14 protein-coding genes are annotated in these 20,322 nt (G+C 54.0%); 1 reads left to right on the forward strand and 13 read right to left on the reverse strand.

What is annotated here, in order from left to right; translation table 11 throughout:
• Positions 1-37: 37 nt before the first annotated feature.
• On the reverse strand, positions 38-1,450 hold the full coding sequence (guaD, locus tag AC1AWK_RS04870) for a guanine deaminase (protein ID WP_476568599.1): 1,413 nt from the start codon (positions 1,448-1,450) through the stop codon (positions 38-40).
• Positions 1,451-1,682: 232 nt separating this feature from the next.
• Between guaD and AC1AWK_RS04875 the strand changes: the two genes are divergently transcribed.
• Positions 1,683-2,591: a nucleoside hydrolase gene (locus tag AC1AWK_RS04875; RefSeq protein WP_476568601.1), complete on the forward strand. Its 909-nt coding sequence runs from the start codon at positions 1,683-1,685 to the stop codon at positions 2,589-2,591.
• An 86-nt stretch (positions 2,592-2,677) separates the two neighbouring features.
• On the opposite strand, the gene AC1AWK_RS04880 is transcribed toward AC1AWK_RS04875, so the two are convergent.
• The 12 genes from AC1AWK_RS04880 to AC1AWK_RS04935 form a co-directional block, all read right to left on the reverse strand.
• Positions 2,678-3,766, reverse strand: coding sequence for a Gfo/Idh/MocA family oxidoreductase (locus AC1AWK_RS04880; protein WP_476568603.1), 1,089 nt, complete (start codon positions 3,764-3,766; stop codon positions 2,678-2,680).
• Between the two features lie 66 nt (positions 3,767-3,832).
• Positions 3,833-5,776 carry a hypothetical protein gene (locus AC1AWK_RS04885; protein ID WP_476568605.1) on the reverse strand — a complete coding sequence of 648 codons (1,944 nt, stop codon included), beginning with the start codon at positions 5,774-5,776 and terminating at the stop codon, positions 3,833-3,835.
• Positions 5,777-5,857: 81 nt separating this feature from the next.
• On the reverse strand, positions 5,858-7,828 hold the full coding sequence (locus AC1AWK_RS04890) for a right-handed parallel beta-helix repeat-containing protein (RefSeq protein WP_476568607.1): 1,971 nt from the start codon (positions 7,826-7,828) through the stop codon (positions 5,858-5,860).
• A 44-nt stretch (positions 7,829-7,872) separates the two neighbouring features.
• The gene (locus AC1AWK_RS04895; RefSeq protein WP_476568609.1) at positions 7,873-9,846 is read right to left on the reverse strand and encodes a sialate O-acetylesterase; all 1,974 of its coding nucleotides are present in this window, start codon (positions 9,844-9,846) and stop codon (positions 7,873-7,875) included.
• A gap of 14 nt (positions 9,847-9,860) precedes the next feature.
• On the reverse strand, positions 9,861-10,988 hold the full coding sequence (locus AC1AWK_RS04900; protein ID WP_476568611.1) for a family 8 glycosyl hydrolase: 1,128 nt from the start codon (positions 10,986-10,988) through the stop codon (positions 9,861-9,863).
• A gap of 95 nt (positions 10,989-11,083) precedes the next feature.
• Positions 11,084-13,096 (reverse strand): right-handed parallel beta-helix repeat-containing protein, encoded by a 2,013-nt coding sequence (locus AC1AWK_RS04905; RefSeq protein WP_476568613.1) that lies wholly within the window; start codon positions 13,094-13,096, stop codon positions 11,084-11,086.
• A gap of 76 nt (positions 13,097-13,172) precedes the next feature.
• Positions 13,173-14,804, reverse strand: coding sequence for a glycoside hydrolase family 43 protein (locus tag AC1AWK_RS04910; protein ID WP_476568615.1), 1,632 nt, complete (start codon positions 14,802-14,804; stop codon positions 13,173-13,175).
• A 35-nt stretch (positions 14,805-14,839) separates the two neighbouring features.
• Positions 14,840-15,661: an ABC transporter ATP-binding protein gene (locus AC1AWK_RS04915; protein WP_476568617.1), complete on the reverse strand. Its 822-nt coding sequence runs from the start codon at positions 15,659-15,661 to the stop codon at positions 14,840-14,842.
• 2 nt (positions 15,662-15,663) lie between these two features.
• The gene (locus tag AC1AWK_RS04920; RefSeq protein ID WP_476568619.1) at positions 15,664-16,518 is read right to left on the reverse strand and encodes an ABC transporter ATP-binding protein; all 855 of its coding nucleotides are present in this window, start codon (positions 16,516-16,518) and stop codon (positions 15,664-15,666) included.
• A 10-nt stretch (positions 16,519-16,528) separates the two neighbouring features.
• Positions 16,529-17,452, reverse strand: coding sequence for an ABC transporter permease (locus AC1AWK_RS04925; RefSeq protein ID WP_476568622.1), 924 nt, complete (start codon positions 17,450-17,452; stop codon positions 16,529-16,531).
• Positions 17,453-17,463: 11 nt separating this feature from the next.
• Complete coding sequence (locus tag AC1AWK_RS04930) at positions 17,464-18,456, reverse strand: ABC transporter permease (RefSeq protein WP_476568624.1); 993 nt, start codon at positions 18,454-18,456, stop codon at positions 17,464-17,466.
• A gap of 74 nt (positions 18,457-18,530) precedes the next feature.
• Positions 18,531-20,216: an ABC transporter substrate-binding protein gene (locus AC1AWK_RS04935; RefSeq protein ID WP_476568626.1), complete on the reverse strand. Its 1,686-nt coding sequence runs from the start codon at positions 20,214-20,216 to the stop codon at positions 18,531-18,533.
• Between the last annotated feature and the right edge of the window lie 106 nt (positions 20,217-20,322).

Genomic DNA, 20,322 nt, shown 5'->3' on the forward strand with positions numbered 1-20,322 from the left:
TCATGAATGATGCCGTCCAGCGGCGAGACGAACCGCTTTACTCCGACAGCAGGTCGCCGTGCACCAACCGCCCCTGAACCCATACGGCACGAATGTTCGCCGGCGAAACCAGATTCACCAATTTCTGGAACACATCATGCGAAGCCAAATCGTCGTCGAATATCGGCAGGTCCGCGCCAGGAGCATGCACATCCACCAACTGCGCATCCCAGTATTGTCCGACCTGCAACGAGCCGGCGTTGACGCCCAATGCTTGAGCGCCTCCGACCGTCGCCATCCAAAACGCCTCGTCAACCGTAATCACACTACCGGGCACGCCGCGACGCTCAACCGGCACGCGGGCATCCACGCCCTGCTCCAACATGCGCCCCATCACGCCGGCCATGCGAATCATGCCATAGATGCTCGGATCATACCCGCCGGAAATATCCGTACCCAATCCAACGTTCACGCCATGTTCACGATATCGACGAACCGGCGCGACCGTACTGCCGAAATACACGTTCGACAGCGGGCAATGCGCCACCGAAGCGCCACGGCTCGCAAACAACGCCGCATCGGACGGCGAAAGGAACACACAGTGATGCATCACGGTTTTGTCCGTCAACAAACCGAAACCGTCCAACGACTCCGTGTCGCTACGGCCGTAACGACGCAGCGCCTCGCCATGCTCCCAATCACTTTCCGAACAATGCGATTGCACGGCGCAATCGTAGCGGGCCGCAATATCACCCAAACCACGCAACGCCTCGTCAGTGCAACTAGGAATGAAACGCGGCGTCACCACCGGCTGCACCAAACGATCGGCACTCATGCCGCGTACCGCTTCGACAAACGCCTCCGTATCGGCGAGCGCCTTATCCGTTTCCTCGCGATAATATGACGGGTTTGCCTCGGGATGATCCATAACCACTTTGCCCACGAACGCACGCTGTCCCATGTCGGCGCATACCCGCGCTAGGTTCTCGGACGATTCACGGTAAATGGTGTCGTAGTACAGTACGCTCGTGGTGCCATGCGCCAGCAACGCCCGCACCAAATGCCGATGGGCTTTGTCGGCGAAGGCGGGATCGCCGAAGCGTGATTCCGTCGGGAACGTGTACTTGTTCAGCCAGCGTTCCAACGGCTCGTCCAAAGCCGTGCCATCCTGAACCCACTGCGGCGCATGCACATGCAGATCGGTGAATCCGGGCAGCACATACTGCCCGTCGGTCAAGGAAGTCAGGCGTCCCAGGCGTGCGGCCTGCGTGCGTACGTCCTCATAACGCTCATTGCCGGAAACGATGATGTCGGCGATGATGCCTTGTCCGTCGATGACATAGAGCGATCGGTCACGCAACTGCACGCGATGTTCGTCAACGCTGGCAAACGCCTGCGCTTCCACCACATGACCGTCCATTGCGTACGCCTGGTTGTTGACATGTTTGCTTGACTGCGCTGTGTGTTCCATGTCTCCACTATAGGCGAAGACTTCCCTCTGGACTGGAGCGTACTTGGCGAACTTCCGGCAAAGGTTCTCACCAACAGCATCCAAACATCGACATCACCTATTGATATACCCGAGCCTTCCCGATACTCGTGATTTTCCGAAGTATAATAGTTTATTGAAAAAACTAATAGGCGGGCGACGACGCCACGCCACAACAACACCCCAGAACCCCATTATCAAAAAAGGAAACAACATGACCTATAGGTTCTCCATCACCGATGATAAACGCATCCGAGTCATCATCGACACCGATGCCGACTGCGAGGCAGACGACCCCTTCGCCATCACGCATGCCCTACTGACCCCCAAATTCATCGTCAAAGGAATATGCGCGGAACACTTCAACGAAGAAGGCAGCATGGAACGTAGCTACCGTACGGCATTGCGCATAACCACATTGCTCGACAGCAGCGTCCCCGTACTGCAAGGCTCCACGACCCCACTCGACCCCAACACGGACGGCGCTCCACATGTAAATCACATTTTGCTCTCCGCCGCATCACAAGCCATCATCTACGAAGCACAACGCGACGACCCGCACCCTCTCTACATCCTCTGTCTAGGCGCCATCACCAACGTCGCCGCGGCGATACAGCAACAGCCCTCCATCATCCCCCGTCTTCATATCATTTGGATTGGCACACAGCTCGTCAATCAAAAGGAAACACCAATTCGCGAATTCAATTCCGGCAACGACGTCACCGCCGCCAATATCGTCCTATCCAGCGGAGCGGACCTGTGGCTCGTCCCCTACACCGTGTACCGAACCATGCATATCAGCATCGCCGAACTGCAATGGCGTCTCAGCGGCACCGGCCCCATCGGCGATTTCCTATTCACCAATCTCACCGCCTACAACGAAGGACCGTATTCATGGTGGACATCAGGCGAATCATGGTCGCTTGGCGACTCGCCGGCAGTCGGAATAGCCATCAAGCCAGATTGCGGCACATTCCACTATGCCCCGGCACCTGTCATTCACCACAACAGCACCAGTAGCTTCAGCGCCGACAGGCCGCTCATTCGCATCTACGACAGCGTCGATAGCCGATTCATTCTGGAGGACATGTTCGCCAAACTCCACCTGCACGCTCAACCCTAACGAGCAACCAACCCCACATGACACCAGCACAGATCGGTAAGAGGCCCGCCGCAGTCACCAAGCAAGCCCCTTACCGCTCCCCGCGGCTACGCCATCCACGGCTCGTCTTCGACGCGTACATCCTGCCCGCTACGCACCGACGCTTCAATCGCCAATCCGATGGCATGATCGTGCATGCCGTCGGCCAACGAGTAGATGGCATCGCCTTCGCCCCGCGCATACCGACCCATAGCCACCAAATGATCGGCAACCGCCAGATCATCTTCGGACAAACGTCCGCCTGGCAATGGGTTGCGATACACCACATTCCCGTCAAAGCTCGCCGAAGCAACCTCATTGCCCTCAAGATTCATGTCACGGCCCAAACGACGATATTCGATATGCGAAGTAACCGGCGTACCGTCAACCCAACGCAATACCGTGTCATCAACCATCTCACCCAAACTCGCACGCACCACCACGCGACGCGACAGCAACGGATTCCACCACTGGTTGTCCACGAAGTCATACACACCGTACCGGCCATCACCAAAATCCACCGTCGCCAACGTCGAGGCAATCGGCTCCGGCTCAGGATCAACTGTCCAGCCATCACGCTGTAGCGGATTGATCATCGGCGACGTAAACACACGAGCATTCACCGTAGCCGCCACGCGCCCGATTCCCAAATAACACCGCATCAGCGACACCGCATGATACAGGTGAGTCGAAGCGATTTGCACACTATTCACGGTGCTCAATGCGCCTTGACGCAACACAGCCAATCGTGACGCATGCCCAGGCATGCGGTAATACTGTTCGCCGATCTGAATCAGCTCGCGACAATCATGCGTCTCGTCCCAGAGACGACGCAAGCCCTCCATATCCGGAGCGGGCGGAGTCTCACATAACACGTACTTGCCGCGCTTCGCCAAATCCACGGCTAGACCGGGCGTCGCCGACCATGAGACAGCCACGGACACGAAATCAGACGGTACCTCATCCAACACCGCCATATCCGCGCCGACGCGAACACCATATGTCTTCGCCAAACGCTCCAGCCGATCGCTATGATGCCCCACCACGGCGCTCACCTGCAACCATTGCGGCACGGCCTGCGCCACGCGACAGAAAAACTCGCCGCGCCAACCGTCACCAATCACCACCATCGAATATGGATTGTCAGGAACCATCATGAAAACCTCCTTGTCATCCACCAGCAACCATAGCCCCCGGCACATGGCATGAAGCCAGCGACACGCTTACTTGTGTCTTCTATAGTCCCCCAACGACGACCCGGAAAACACGGCATTGAGTCCATCGACAATCGCTCCGACCGCCCAGGGCATAAGAGCAAACCACGTACTTGCGGCGGACCCATCGGGGTATCGCTCATGAAGCAATCCCCTCGAATAGCAGAAGCGTTCCGACATCCAGCCCCGCCGCCCATAATCGTATTCGCGATCATATCGGTTGTACGTCTGGCAGCTCCAAGCAATCATGTCGTCCACTCGAGCCCGCACATAGTCGTCGTCCTGCCGGTGTTGCAGATAATAGAGCATATCACCAATCACGTTGCTGGACATGGGATGGATATGCGGATTGCATACCGAAGTCACGCCACCCCCGCAACTCGTCCACCCTACGGTGCTCAATGGCGGCGTGGACACCGGCGTGTTCCAACAGAATGTAAAGCTGAACTCATAGTCCAAAGCATGACGCAGGTATGTCAGCATGCGGTCTTCGCCAGTCATCTCGTGCAGCCTACGCATAGCCTTGATGTATGCCAGCACGCCCTCCGAATCGACGGCTTTCTTCACGTCGAGCGGCGCACCGTAGCATTCCATGCGATCGATATACGCCTTACGATACCATTCCTGCGACGCCAGCAACGATGCCAAATGTTCGCGAGTGCCCGTCACCACATCGTAATAGGCCACGGCAGCCATGCACCAGGCCCCGGCAAAGGAGTTGTAGTCCAAACCGTCCCCGCTTTGCCCTGAAAACACGTAGGGATATTCCCCATCGCCATTTTTCGACGCTTCCAATACCGAAATCACGCGGGACACGAACGCCAGCCAATCATCATGCGTCGCACCGCAAGCTCGCTGTTCCGCCTCGTACGCCTGAAGAATGTAATACAACGCCTGCCCTACGAGATACGAGGAATGTCCGGGTTCGGGCAGACACGACGCCCACCATCCACGCAACAACCACTCGTTATCGTTTACCGCATCATAGGGAAGCCCACTATCGGGATTCATCGAGCAATCCACTATGTGCTGAATGCAATCGAGCGCTTGGGCTCTCAATACGTCATCTGACCGTCCGAGTGCGGCCTGCAGCATAGGCACCGCGACAGAAAGTCCATTGGTCCATGAAATCGACCCAAGATCGCGGACCGTGTTCTTTTCCTCGCCCATGTCATCAAAAACGAAACCCGCGTACATGTGCTTATCCGGCAACCACGCGTAATCCCGAACCGCCGCACTCAGATCCCGTATCGCCTCCTCAACGCCGCCAACTGCACGGCAAGGCTGGCGATAACGCCAATACACGGTTTCCAACGCATCCGCATAGCCACGTTCGCAATCCGCCGCATAGTCGAACACATCCACCTTCACGCAAACCGTTTGCCCAACTCCGATAGTGATCACATTGGCCGCCCCCAACGGCTCACGGTCGCGCATATCATCCGCAGCGACAAATACCCAAGGAGCTTCCTCATAACCCAAGGTATATCCCACCGAAGCGCCGAATGCGCAGGTAAAGCCCGACATGCCAAGCTCAGTCACCGGCCTACCCGCCAAGCCACGAACCGCGCCATCGTCATACGCCAGCGCACACGGATACGCAAGCCGATCGGCACTCTCCATCCACCACGTCGACAACGGTTTGCCTTCGGCCCATGGACTCAACCGCGGATAGTCGCGTCCATCAACGGGGACTTCTCCCCGATTCCACCCATACATGAATCCAGGAAGCAAGAAACGTGGATGCTTATCGCGCAACACCAACTCGATATGCACCACGCCGCTCCAGGCAGCATCGGCATTATTGCTCACATAGATGGCGTATTGGAAGGGCCTTGCCGCGGAACCATCACCCTCCACAAGTTCCTCGCGCACCGACAAAGGCTTGCCGTCACACACCTCGTATTTTTTCGTGGCATCGTCCAGCGATCGACAAGTGTAACGAAATTCCATACTTCTCCGATCTCTCCTCACGGACGGCACCGGCGGGGCGCCCTATCGAGCCCCACCGAACCATCCTTGATCGAACATCATCTAACGGCGCTTGAACACACAAATGTCGCAGATACCAGGCCTCAACGCCTGCAAAGGCCCTGGGACACGGACCCGCTCAGCGACAACGCCCTCCATATCGGTATCAAGAACATACGGCGTCCCGTCAGGATGCTCATACCGCTCCTCAACCACACGCGGCTGTCCGAGATCATCCGTAGTCACGACAGGATTCGAAAGCCCCGCAAAGGATTGCGGCACCTCGCATAGCAGATGACAACCATCCTCCCGTTCTTCGATGCGGATGGACAGCGGTTCCGGCAACAACACCCCGTCACGTTCGACAGACGCGCTCTCAAGACCCGAAGCGTGCACATTGTTGGCCGCATAAATAGGCTGCCACGTGTATTTCTCTTCTTCGTCTTCGGGCATGGTGGCCCACATCGAGCCCAGCCGATCATTGTATTCACGCAATGTCGCCGGATTCGATTCGTATTGCGACAATCCGAAACTTCCCCGCTCGACCCTCTGCGTTTGAGGAGCGAATATATTACCGTAGAAGCGCTCGTCACCTCCCGAAACCACCGTGGTGCCAGCAACTTCAGTGCTATGCGGATAATGGTACGGCGTGGAACGCTTCAGCACTTGATGCAGTGTGAACGAACCGCAGATGAGATTGTTGACGAACGCGGAGCCTTGCGAAAAATCATCCCACGTAATGGGCGAGGCGAAAACATTGCTATCCACCAATAACGGACCATGCGTCACCTCGAACATCATGTCTCTAACATTGTCATGAAATACATTAGAGGATATGCGCACGCCCTGAGCTTGCCAATCGAGCCACATGCCCAACGAGCAATCATGCACATCATTCTTGGCGATAACCGCATCAATGGCGGCATGGAACTTGATTCCGGCAATCTCATATCCGTAGAATTCACGCCGCACACCGATATGGTGAATATCGTTTCCGATCACCTGACTGTCAATGCAGCCCAGATGCCCGACCACACCATTCTGTCCGCAATGATGAATTTCATTATTGCGGACAATGTGCGACCCGACATAGCCCTTTTGCCAACCGATGCGACGCGCTTTGAACACCGCCTCGAGCTGATACTGATATCCCTGCTTGCGTCCGGTAAGGCTGTGCTCGTTTTCTCCGGTGTCCTCTTCCTTTCCAAGACAGACCGCCGAGAACTTGGCATGATGCAACACGTTGTCTTCAATAATCCAGCTCAACGCCCAGTTAGGACCAATCATGCCCATCTGATGAGAGGTCGGCGGCGCCCAATTGGTAGCAGCCTGGCACATCTCGAAATTCCGTACGGTAATGTAATTGCGATGATGCCGGCTCGGGAAGAAGCAAGTCTGGCGAACGCTCACTTCGACCAGCTCCTCATTAGGGTTCCGATGTTGAAAATTCGCCCATACGGTAGTATCGCCGCTAATTTCATCCACTTGCGCAAACCATACGAACTGCGTCATATCAGGATTCTCGATGGCGCATTCCACGCCAATGTCATAATCATCAATCGTTTCCCTGCGCTGCGGTGCGTAGAGTTCATCCAAAGACGTCACCTCATACAGAGGCTCTCCACACAAGTACACATCGCCAAGATGCTTGACCGGGTCAACGCCAGGTTTAGGCACGTCCAGCCAATCCCCAAAAATCGGTTCGGCGAACGGATTGAATCCACCGAAATATTCCTTGGCAAACATCGTCTTCCACACACCGGGATGAGCCTCATCGCGAATCCAATTGCTTACTCTCTCAGATCCCTTAATGACCGGCTTACACTCTCCGTCCGCACCTTGATAGACGATACGACAGCTATCGCTCTCGCCTCCATATGCAGGATCCACTGACTCCCGGTACGTGCCTTCGTGAACCGTCACCACATCCCCCGGCCGCGCCAGCACGGCAGCACGCGAAATGGTTCTCAACGGATGCAATGCATCTCCGATATTCCCATCATCACCAATAGTCGACACATGATATTCAGCCATAATACTTACCTTCCTCTTTCCTTTTCCACGTTGCTGACAATGCCTCACCGCATGACAGTCTCAGACGGTTCACCTGACGGTACACGTACTTCACATGGAGCGACCAGCAAACCCGAACTGCCGTACAGCAATCCATCCGTGGGCGCATTGCTCCAGGCGTATCGCACCTGTTCGGGACGCCTGCCTCGCACGGGAATGGTCACCGTATGCCCCTGCAAGAATGCCGGGACCTTTGAGGACGAACCATCTTCCCAAACCAACGTGAATTCTCCCAATGCCTTGCCGTCAATGGTTCGCAACACACAATCGTCACTTCCGTCGGCGAACTCCAATGCGATCGTCCCATGTTCGTAGCGGACGCACGAAACATACGGAGCTTGCGCAAGGGATACATCTCCGTAGACCGAACGACGCATGGCAGTGAACAATCGCTGTGCCACCAAACGTTTGTTAGTGGGGTGCAAATCGTTCCATTCGCCCGCATCAAGCGTCACCACAGTGGTTACGCCATCAACCTCATTCGCCACACGCTGTTGGCAATCACGCACTATGGCCCATCCGCCGTCTTCGACGCTATCGATGGAGAAAATCGGCAGTTGCACAATCAAGAATGGCAAATCGTCCTGCTGCCAGGCCGACCGCCAATCACCAATCATGGCCTTCAATAGGTCGCCATATCGCTTCGCCCCATTACCGGTGTTGGATTCGCCCTGATACCACAATACGCAGCGCACACCATACCCAGCGCATGGAGCAAGCATCGCGTTATACAATCCGACCGGACGCCATTGCGCGAAGTCCTGCCCAGGACAGTCGCAGTCCTGCACCCAAGCGACCTCGGCAGGCAACCCACCCGGAACGCTGGTCCGATGTTCGCGAATCGTTGTCGCACGTGCACCTATGGCATATGACCACGTGCCTTCCAAATCATAGGTTTCGCCATCAACGACAAGCGACAGGCGCTTGCCTGGAGTCACTCTCCCCGTACCGCGCTCGCAAACCAGCCGAACAAGAATTTCGTTGTTCCCCGCATGCAGCACGCCCGCCGGAATCTCATACTCGCGAGATACATACTGATGGGCACTTTCACCGACACGAACACCATTGACGAACGTCACATCCGAGTCCACCATGGTGCCCAGCGTAAGCAGTCCGGGGCAGCCCTGCACGTATTGCGGCAATGAAATCTCACGCCGCAAATACACCGCACCCCTCAGTTCCCGCAGCTCGACATCACCCGATTCGCACAATACGCTCGGTAGATGAATCGACCGCCATGACCATCGCGCATCGTGCGACAACGCCATGGCATCGGACTCAGCTAGATGCAATTCGTCATACCATTCCTGCACTTGGGAAAGACCATGTGCCACGCGGCGTTCCAGTTCAGCATCGTCACGATAGGGGGCCAACTCTTGCAATGATTGTGGAGCTATGCTTCTCAAGGTCCCCTCACTCATCCAGGATTCGATAGGCGAACCACCCAGACTGATGTTGAGAATACCCACGGGAACATGCAGCCACTGGCGTATCAAACACCCGACCCAATAACCGATTGCACTAAACTCACCCAGATGGTCATGACTCGCGCCGAACCAGCGCACCTCATCGAGCCAATCGCGCTCTTGGTGAAAATCAAAGGCAACAGGAACCTTGCAATGCCGAAGCAGGACATCATTCTTTTCCCACTCGCGTGAGTAACGATGCCGAACATCGAACATCGTAAATTCCATATTCGACTGACCGGCGCATACCAATACTTCACCGACATATACTTCCCGCTGTTGCAGGGATATGCCGTCGCTCACACGCATGGCAAACGGACCTCCGGCCGGCAATGCCTGTAAGCAAACCCGCCAATGGCCACGATCATCGGCCACGCACCGAGCCGACGCATCACCTACCTGCACCAATATTTCCGCAGTCGGTCTTCCCATGCCCCAGATGGCAACCGGACGCTCTTGCTGCAGTACGCATCCATCAGCAAACAACGCGCCCAACATCAATGCTTCGCTCATCGACACTCCCTATGTCACTCGTCAACGGAGGCAAAATACCGATACCTGCCGCTTAATGCCAGGAACGCAAACGCGTAGAGGAAATTGTCGTAATAACGACGCTTGCCGACACGCATGGGCGTGTCCCATAGCATCCGCACCCACGTGATGACGTCAGCCCGAACCCGATCGTCGTCCACGCAGCTCGAAGCCAGAGTCCCTTGAGCAGTCGCCGCCAGGAATCCCACGGGATGCAACACCGTTTCGCCCACGGCGGTTCCATCCACTTCGTACACACTGGTCCGATCATGTTCCAAGAAGAAGCGCTGCAAGCGGGCCACTGCCGCGCACAACGTCGCATCGGGCCCATTCCACAGACAGTCCAATCCGATGTTCGCCGCGGTGCGGTAGGCATCTGAGTAGAACCGCCAATGCCCACGGTTGCTCACATGAGGCGTGCCGTCGTAGTTGGCGTATTCCGGGTTCATACCCGTATGCGGGTCGCAAGCCTTGCCAAGGAATCGACGGCTGGCCGCGGCAGCCGCCCGCCAGAAAGGACGATCCTCCTCATTAGCCTCCTGCGCAAACACTTCGTAAAAATGAGGAAGATGGTAGGACGGATCGGTCCATTCCGTTTCGGGAATGAACTTGATCAGATGATTGTCGGCATTCCACATGGGATACCCCACGCCATCCTCGCCTTGATGCACACAATAATGCAGGAGCTCGCGGGCATGCCGCGCATACGCAAAGATGCCCTCCCCTTCGCCCCACCTACGCGAAGCCAGGAATAAGGCCATGGCAAAGTATTCCTCGCCATCGGGCGCGGGCCCGTCGGAGTTGGGCACGCCATCCGCAGACACCGACCATGCGAAATAATGCCGATGCACGCCCTGATCCATATACATATGTCGCATGACCCATCCCCAGAGCTTGTCGAACACGTCATGCCGGTCATACTGCACCGCCAGCATCATCGCATACGACATGCCCTCGGTACGCACATCATCATTACCTGTGTCCATGACGTAGCCAAGGCCTTCGTCGTTCTCCCAGTAGATTTTGTCGGGACCTTCGAACATCTCGTACCACACGCGATCCACACGCCGCGCAATCTCCTCCGGCTCATATCCGCACTGCGCGAACATCGATGTCAACGACATACCACCCTCCGTATCGTGCTACTTCCATTTCACGGTTTCCGTTGCGCCACGGGAACCCATCCTGCCGCGCAACGGAAACCGCGCCAACCAATCGATCAGCGCCACACGCAAATCTCATTGTGTCCGGCACGCAGATCGACAAGCGCACCGGCGATACGCTCCCCCTCGCTCCGCTTACCAGTTATGTCAACGTTAAGTACATACGGCTCGCCATTCGCATCTTCATAGCATTCCTCGACGATGCGAGGCGTGCCAAGCACCTGCGAGGTAACCGCCACAGCCGTGTGACGTGCCACCGACTCAGGAACGTCGCATACCAGATACCAGCCGTCCTCCCGTTCGGACAGCGATACCGGCATCGAAGCAGGTTCCATGATTTCAGACGCATCATCCCCACCGAAGAAGCCAGTATCCTGACGTCCTCGATCGGTACGCTCGCCCGCAGGCGCCGCCTGGCCGGTATATACGTTGCCCGCCGCATACAGCGCTTGCAACGGATTGCGCTCACCGCCGCCTTGCGACGGATCGGCCCACATGGCACGTTGACGCTCCAAATATTCCGGCATCGACGCAGGATACTCCGCATAGGACGCCAACCCATATTCGCCTACCCACGGCTTGACCGGCTGCGGAGCGAACAGATTATGCAGATAGCGCTCATCACCGCCGGAAACCACGGCGCATCCCGCGACCTCCGTCGTATGCGGATAATGATACGGCGTGGAACGATCGGGAACCGTATGCGGCTCTATGGCTCCGCAAATCAGGTTGTTGACGAACGCGCCGCCTTGGGACCAGTTCTGGAACATCACCGAAGACAGGAACAGATTGTTGTCCACCAGATACGGCCCATGGCTGACTTCGATCATCAGGTCGCGCACATTGCGGTGGAAGACATTGCGTGTGATGCGTGTGCCTTGCGTCTGCCAATCCATCCACATGCCCAAGGAACAATCGTGAATGTTGTTGTGCTCGATAACCGTATCCAATGCGGCATGGAACTTAATCCCCGCAACTTCCCAACCGAAGAACTCACGCTTCAACGCAATGCGATGCACGTGGTTATGTTCAATACGGCAGAACGCAGAACCCATATGGCCGACGATGCCATTCTGTCCGCAATCGTAAATATCGTTGTTGCGCACGATATGGCCACCGATAAGGCCGCGTTCCCAACCGATGCGGCGAGCCTTGAACACCGCTTCGAGCTGATACTGGTAACCGGTCTTCCTGTCGGTTTTCGCCCATTCGTTGTCTCCGGTGGAGATTTCTTTGCCTAAGGACACCGCCGAGAACTTGGCGTCATGCAACACGTTATCTTCGATAATCCAGCCATAGGACCAATTCGGACCAACCATGCCCCACTGCTGAGAAGTCGGCGGAGCCCAATCACCGGTGGCCTGCGCCATTTCAAAACCACGAACCGTAATGTAATTGATGTGGTTCCTCGACGGGAAGAAACAGGCACGGCGCACACTGACTTCCACCAGCTCCTCATTCGGATCCGCTTCATGGAAATTCGCCCAAATAGTCGTTTCGCCAGTCTCGCGATCAACCCGCGCATGCCACACGTAACGCGTACGATCCGCATCAAGAATCGGACACGGAACCTTCAACGCAAAGTCCTCGTCCACTTCGCGCGCCTGCGGCGCATACACTTGTTCCAAGTCAGTCGCTTCAAAGAACGACCGACCATTGAGATACACATCGCCCAGATGCTTGTCTGGCTCCACGCCACGTTTCGGCTGCTCCAGCCAGTCGCCAAAAATAATCGTGTCAAACGGGTTGAACGATCCGAAGAAGGACGCCGGCAACGTCACCGACCAGACTCCCGCATGCGACGGGTCCTTAACCCAGCCGCTCACCGGCTCGGAGCCCTTGACCACCGGCCTACCTTCGCCTTCGGCGGCGCAATACACGATCCGCTCGCGCTCGCTCACACCGCCATGCAACGGATCGACCTGTTCCCGGTAGACGCCTTCATGCACCACCACGGTGTCACCCGGAGCTGCCACGCGAGCCGCCTGAGAAATCGTAGCGAACGGATGCTCGGCATCACCACGCCAGGTGTCATTGCCCGAAGGCTTCACATGGTATGTAAACGTCATCGTTGTACTCCTTGATGTACCTTGCATTTTTATTGTTATTGGGGCCGCCTGCATCGGCGGCCCCAAACGGATCAAACTACTCGTTGTCGGGTAGTTCGCGATAGTCGAACGAAGTGAACCGTGCGCGAGCGTCGTAGCCCGACAAATCCACGGCGGCCATGCCGACAAAAGCCCCGGTAAAGAAACCACCGTAGCGCTGGTTGACATAGTCATCAGACAGAATCTTGGCATCCAAGGTCACGCCCAAATCATGCCATTGCTGACCGTCGAATGAATATTCATAGCCGTAGGTCTGCGTACGCACCTTGGTACGCAGCCATACCTGCGCAACATCATCAGGTACCACCACGGCACGCTCCCGCAGGAACGACGTGTAAGAATGGAAGTCATTCTGAGCGACTTCAATGACCCGGCACGCCCGTTGCTCATCCCACGTAACGAACACCCACGACCAGCACAGGTCGTTGTAGTAGTTGGTCAAGCCAGCCATCTGATTGTAGTTCTTCGGATCGAACTCCACCGCAACCTGCGCATCAAAGTTGAAAGCCTGCCAACGGCGAGCCACCAACGACAGGTCAAAGAGATTGCACAACGATCCCTGGCCTCGCAGTTCCAACGCGCCGCCACCCACATGTCCCATCGTCTCATCGAACGGCACACGCAACGTATTCCAATCCAACCCAAGCGAATCGGATTGGAAATCATCATGCTGGCTATGATCCGTAGGCGCCTGCGTCTCAATGGCATCCTTGGGAGCAGGCACATACCGCTGTCCACCATGGCCTCCAACGACATACGGCCAGCCGCCTTCGGTCCATTCCACCTTTTGAATGGACGTCTCACGACCAAGCGTGCACCAGCCTCGAGGGTCGCGATCCGGCTCGGTATCATGATGCCACGGACGCGCGCAGAGCGAAGCATAATACCATTCGCCAGAAGGCGTATCCACCAACGCGCCATGTCCCTGCTTCTGCAGGTAGCTATCGGGCGTATCGTAATTGCCGATAAAGGGATTGTTCGGCATGCCTTCGAAAGACAACGCATCCAACGAACGGGAGCGCGCCACGGACTCCTGGTGCGTATACACCGTACCGCCCTCGGCCGCGAACAGATAATAATAACCGTTGATCTTGTACAGGTGCGGTCCCTCAACCAACTTGACCTCCGTACCACGCCAAATGGTGCGGGCCGTTTCCGGCCGCAGCCGCATGGTCGATGCGTCGAACTCGGTCAGCGTGATCCCGTCGAAACCATGATGATATTCACGGAAGTCCCACGTCTGCTGCACCAAATATTTGCGACCATCGTCATCGTGGAACAGACTTGCGTCAAAGCCCACACCATTGAGTCGAATCGGATCGCTCCACGGTCCGCGAATGTCATCGGCGGTGATCAGATAGTTGGTGCAATCCTTAAACGCACCGTTAACAATCTTCACATCGGTATACACCAGCCAAAACTTTCCATCGGCATACGAGAGGTCAGGCGCCCAAATGCCGCCGGACGAAGGATTGCCCCGCGCATTCAACTGAGACACACGAGACAACGGCCCCGGAAGCAAATTCCAATGAACCATGTCCTTGGACTCATGAAGCCGCACGCCCGGAAACCAATCGAACGTGGAATTAGCGATGTAATAGGTATCCCCCACACGAATCATCGACGGATCGGCGTCGAAACCAGGGAGCACAGGATTTGCGATTTGCATTTTCTCTCCTGAAAAATATGAAAAACAGTAACCGATTATTTACCCGCACGCTGGGCCCGAATCTTGCTGAAGTGCTTCTCAGGATCAGGAGCAGCACCCAGAAGAACCTTGGTGTATTCATGCTGCGGATGCAGAATGACATCATCAGATGCACCGTACTCAACAATGTCGCCGTGGCACATCACCATAATTTCATCCGAAAAATGCCTTGCAGTCGCAAGATCATGGGTAATGTACAACATGCCGATATGCTCTTCTCGCTGTATGCGGGACAACAAGTTCAGCACTCCAAGCCGCAATGAAACATCGAGCATAGAAACAGGTTCATCAGCAATCAGCACTTTAGGGTTGGGGGCCAAGGCACGAGCGATAGCCACACGCTGACGCTGTCCACCAGAAAGCTCATGCGGTCGGCGATACATAAACTGCGTCGAAGGCGTCAATTCCACACGCTCCAGCAATTCCATAACGCGTCGTTCGCAATCCTTATGATCCTTCGCAACCTTGTTAATCATTAGAGGTCGTGCAATGTGATGGAAAATAGTATGGTATGGATTCAACGAAGCAAACGGATCCTGAAACACCATCTGCACATTATGGCGATACTCATATAGTTTACGCCCACGAACCGGCACGGGTTCACCATCGAGCGTAATACTCCCCGATGAAGGACGTTCCAAACAGGTAATCATACGAGCAATTGTCGATTTACCCGAACCTGATTCTCCGACCAACGCAATCGTCTTATCTGATGACAACGAGAAGGAGGCATCTTTCACCGCATGTATTGTCGTGGTCTTCAAACCATCGCGAAGCTGAAAATCTTTAGTGACATGTTCAAGTTTCAAAACAGACATAATCAATCCTTTGCGACACTGGAGTCACGAACGAACGCACCGCGGTCACCAGTCAATGAGGGGAAAGAACTCAACAGTCGTTGCGTGTATGGATGCTGAGGATTAAAGTAAACATCTTCGGATTTACCTTGCTCAACTATCACCCCATCTTTCATGACGGCGATCTTGTCCGTTATCTCCAAAAGCATTGGCAAATCATGGGTAATAAAGATTACCGAGAAGCCTTTCTCTTTTCGCAGCTCAGCAATCTGTTCAATAATCTCACGCTGAACTACTACGTCCAAAGCCGTGGTCGGCTCATCCATAATGATGAGCTGAGGCTCCAACGCCAAAGCCATAGCAATCATCACTCGCTGTCGCATACCACCCGAAAGCTCGAAAGGATATGCCGCCAAACGATTAGGGTCAACATGAACCATTTCCAACAAATGCGCGCAACGATCATGACGCTCTTGTTTGGAGAGTTCAGGCCAATGCGTCTTGTAAATATCACCAAGTTGTTTTTCGATCTTAGTGACAGGGCTCAGGGAATTCATGGCCCCCTGAAACACCATCGAAGTTTTTTCCCAGCGATATCTGCGCAATTCCTTACCGGACAGAGCACGTATATCAATATCGGTACCGTCTTTGTCATGGAAAATGACAGAACCACTATTGATGCGCCCCGGGGATTTCAGCATCTGATTAATGCTATATGCCAATGTCGTCTTGCCACATCCCGACTCACCTGCAAGTCCAAGCATTTCGCCGCGCTTCAATTCGAAAGTCGCATTTTGCACAGCATGCACCGGATTATCTGTGTCATAGATGACATCCATATTCTCGACAGAAAGCAAAACATCTTGTTTCTTATCCATCGTATGACTCCTAACCCTTATGCTTCTTCGTTTTCTTGGTGGTCGTAGGCTTACGCAAACGCGGATTAATAACCTCATCAATGGAGAAATTGATAAAAGACAATCCGGCCCCGATAAACGCGATCATGAGCCCTGGAGGCAAGAACCACCACCAAGCGCCAGTATTAAGCGCCGAACCGTTCTGCGCATAAAACAGCATGGTTCCCAAGGAATACGAGTTGCTAGAGCCCAAACCAATGAATGACAAGGACGATTCGCTCAGAATAGCCATAATGACGGAGAACACAAATTGTGAACCCATAACCGGAAGTAAGTTCGGCAGAATTTCGACAGTGATAACACGCCAAGGACGTTCTCCTGAAATCTTCGCGGCCAAAACATAATCGCGGTTTCTCATAGAAAGCGTTTGCGCACGCAACACACGAGACGCTCCGGCCCATGCTGTAATGGAAATGACCAAAATCAGCATTCCAGTGCCCTTGGAAGGCATCAGCGCAGCAATAACGATGGTCAGCGGCAAACCAGGAATCACTAGCATGATATTGGTAATCAGGGAGAATAAGTCATCCCAGAAACCACCAACATACGTACCTAAAACACCGAAGATACATGACATGACCGTAGCGATTATCGCCACGCAAAAACCAATGATCAGAGACCCACGGACGGAATATCCCAACTGAGCGAATACATCCTGACCAGACTGTGTGGTCCCTAATAGGTGCTTGGCAGAAGGCGGGGTCAAGCCAATATTGTTAATCGCATCGGGATCCTGAGAAAATAGGGGTACAAATACAGCAATAAGAATAACGATCCCTACAATCACAAGCCCTGCCACAAGCCTCGGCGATCGCTCCGGAAGGACACGCTTTACCGAATCCCAAGCGGAATGCGTCGGCAACTGCGCAACTTGCTCAATGTTCTTTTCTGACATTACAACTCACCTCAGTCCTGCTGACGCGTACGCGGGTCAATGACGCCATAAAGCAAATCGATGATGAAATTAACCACGAGCACGGTAACCGTGATAATCAAGAAGATTCCCTGCATCAGTGCATAATCGTTGCTTTGTACTGCCTGAAGCAGCATCTGCCCGACACCCGGATAGGAAAACACCTGTTCCGTAAGCAACGATCCGCCAACGACTGCGCCAATGGATGTTCCAAAACCCGAAATTGACGGAAGGACAGCATTACGGGCTGCATAGCACATCATAATCCGCCGAGGTTCCAGACCTTTAGCTTCGGCGGTTGTAATGTAATCTTCAGCCAACGTGGAAACCATCATATTTCTCATGCCGACAACGCCGATTCCCAAAGAGCTTACAAGAATGGTCAATGCAGGAAGCGCAGCATATTCGAGTGCGCTAGCAAAGAAATCCCAAGAGAAACTTGGCACTACCTCACGGTAGTTATAACCACCAGATTGAGGGAACCAGTGCAGCGTCTTCGCAAACAGCCAAATGAAGATAAGCGCAAGCCAAAAATACGGTACAGCTTGAAAAATTGTTGCCACAGGAGACACGATGTTATCGAACTTGCTTCCTCGACGCCATCCTGCCCAGATACCCAGCGCCTGCTGGATAAAGAACGACAGAACCGTTGTTGTGCCTACCAGAGCGATAGTCCAAGGAAGTGCAGAGGAAATAGCAACCGTCACTTGCGTCGGGAAATACAATACCGATACTCCCCAATTACCAGTAAAGATATTTTTTAAGTAATCAAAATACTGCTGTATCAAATTCCCACCGTTTTGTCCCAACATAGCGGTAACGGCTTCTTTGGTTTCAGGAGCTACTATGCCACCACGCGCAGCCAACCGATTCAGCACGGCACTGACCGGATCACCCGGCATCATACGCGGAATTGCAAAGTTTAAAGTAAGCGCAGCAAATAGCGCTATCAAATAAAAGCCTATTTTTCGAAGATAAAATTTCATAAATATCCCCCCGGGACAGGTGACGCGGAAACTCCGCGCCACCAATGGAACTCATTCGTTGAAAGAAGTAAGAACTACTTCTTGACCTTGAGGTTCTTCAGAACAATTCCCAAATCCGGGTTCGCCCACGTTTGAGGATTCGCGTAAACGTCATCATCCGTCGGCCAACCAGTGACCTTATCTGTCCAGTACTCAGTCAGGCCAGTCTGACGAAGCAGCGGAATATAAGGCATATCCTCAAACGTCTGCTCCTGGATCTTCTTGTATTCCTCAGTCTTGGTGGCAACATCAGTGGTACCGTTGATCACATTCAGAGCATCATCGACCACCGGGTTGCTGTAGCGGGAATAATTCGGCCATGCACTCTCACCCACGGGCTTAGTCTGTTCAGTCGAATAGAACTGGTTGTAGAACATCCACGGCTCTGCACCCGCAACCCAAAGTCCGAAGATGGACATCTGGAATTCACCCTGCTGCATCGCCTGCGTCCATTCGTTAGAGGACATCTGATCGGCGTGAATATCAATGCCAACTTCCTTGAGTTGCTGGGCAGCTACATTAATAGTGTTAATCCAGTCGGAATAGTCACTTTGCACAGCAACTGGGATGCTCAGCTTTTGTCCACCCTTCTCATAGATGCCGTCGCTACCCTTGGTCCACCCATCCTCTTCAAGAATCTTTATCGCTTCAGACTGACGAGCTTTACCAGGAATCGGCGTATCGGGAATGTCCTTATCCATATACTTGCCGAACTGCCCATATGGATAAAGAGAGCCGGCCAGTTCAGTGTATTGACCATTCAATGCAAGCTTATTGATTTGATCACGATCCAGCGCGTAATAAATTGCCTTGCGCACCGCAGGATCCGTCATTGGACCAGTGCACCCCATCTCGACATTCGAGCAAGTGATAAACGCTAGCTGGCTCGAAGGCACGTTCACCGTCTTAATGTCAGGATAGCCAGAAAGTACCTTATCCATATTGGGGAAAATCGCCGACATCCAGTCGATATCTCCGCCAGTCAAAGCATTCTGAGAGGCCTGAGTGCCTCCAGTTACAAGAACATATCGAACACCGTCAACCTGAGGTTTCCCCTTATCCCAGTAATACGGATTCTTTTTGAACGTGTACGCCGTAGGAGAGAAGTTCCCGCCCTTGACCGTGAATGGGCCGTCACCAACAGCATCTTCATTAGTGAATGTAACTGGATCCTTCACATCCTTCCAAATATGTTCCGGAACAATGTACGTACCTGCCAAAATCGACAGGGCATTCACGGATTCTGCTTTAGCCAAAGTCACACGGACCTGATTATCGCCAGTCACCTCTGCTTTGCCATCGAAACCAGACGTGTTCAGACCAGCGTTACCCGCAATCAAATTAAAAGTATATGCGACATCATCCGCGGTAAATGGCTTGCCATCAGACCACTTACCACCACTGCGAATCGTGATATCGATAGTTTTTGCATCATCACTAATGGTGTATGACTTACCCATAAGCGGTTCAAGCTGCGTAGGATCATCTTTCAGATTATTCATAAAGAACAACGGCTCATACAAAGCTCCAACAACACCAGTCAACGCTGTCGGAGAGAAAGGGTTGTAATTCAACGACGCCTGAGCGGTGGAATTCATTGTCGTATTAATGATAACTTCTTTTGAAGCGGATTGCGAACCGCCACCACATGCTCCCAGCGATGCAACCAAGGCACCGGCAATCAACGCCGAAGATATTTTCTTCCAGCATTTAACGTTCATCTTCGAACTCCTTAAAAACGAGGATATTGCTGTTTTCTTTTCGAAAACATATTCACCATAATACTTAGTTAGACCATCTGTCAAATCACTATTAAAACGAAAAAAG

This window comes from Bifidobacterium sp. LH_491 (genome assembly GCF_056356495.1).

Excerpts from the sequence above, each read along its gene's own strand:
- guaD (WP_476568599.1), bottom strand. The coding sequence starts at position 1,450 with ATGGAACACACAGCGCAGTCAAGCAAACATGTCAACAACCAGGCGTAC.
- AC1AWK_RS04875 (WP_476568601.1), top strand. The coding sequence starts at position 1,683 with ATGACCTATAGGTTCTCCATCACCGATGATAAACGCATCCGAGTCATC.
- AC1AWK_RS04880 (WP_476568603.1), bottom strand. The coding sequence starts at position 3,766 with ATGATGGTTCCTGACAATCCATATTCGATGGTGGTGATTGGTGACGGT.
- AC1AWK_RS04885 (WP_476568605.1), bottom strand. The coding sequence starts at position 5,776 with ATGGAATTTCGTTACACTTGTCGATCGCTGGACGATGCCACGAAAAAA.
- AC1AWK_RS04890 (WP_476568607.1), bottom strand. The coding sequence starts at position 7,828 with ATGGCTGAATATCATGTGTCGACTATTGGTGATGATGGGAATATCGGA.
- AC1AWK_RS04895 (WP_476568609.1), bottom strand. The coding sequence starts at position 9,846 with ATGAGCGAAGCATTGATGTTGGGCGCGTTGTTTGCTGATGGATGCGTA.
- AC1AWK_RS04900 (WP_476568611.1), bottom strand. The coding sequence starts at position 10,988 with ATGTCGTTGACATCGATGTTCGCGCAGTGCGGATATGAGCCGGAGGAG.
- AC1AWK_RS04905 (WP_476568613.1), bottom strand. The coding sequence starts at position 13,096 with ATGACGTTTACATACCATGTGAAGCCTTCGGGCAATGACACCTGGCGT.
- AC1AWK_RS04910 (WP_476568615.1), bottom strand. The coding sequence starts at position 14,804 with ATGCAAATCGCAAATCCTGTGCTCCCTGGTTTCGACGCCGATCCGTCG.
- AC1AWK_RS04915 (WP_476568617.1), bottom strand. The coding sequence starts at position 15,661 with ATGTCTGTTTTGAAACTTGAACATGTCACTAAAGATTTTCAGCTTCGC.
- AC1AWK_RS04920 (WP_476568619.1), bottom strand. The coding sequence starts at position 16,518 with ATGGATAAGAAACAAGATGTTTTGCTTTCTGTCGAGAATATGGATGTC.
- AC1AWK_RS04925 (WP_476568622.1), bottom strand. The coding sequence starts at position 17,452 with ATGTCAGAAAAGAACATTGAGCAAGTTGCGCAGTTGCCGACGCATTCC.
- AC1AWK_RS04930 (WP_476568624.1), bottom strand. The coding sequence starts at position 18,456 with ATGAAATTTTATCTTCGAAAAATAGGCTTTTATTTGATAGCGCTATTT.
- AC1AWK_RS04935 (WP_476568626.1), bottom strand. The coding sequence starts at position 20,216 with ATGAACGTTAAATGCTGGAAGAAAATATCTTCGGCGTTGATTGCCGGT.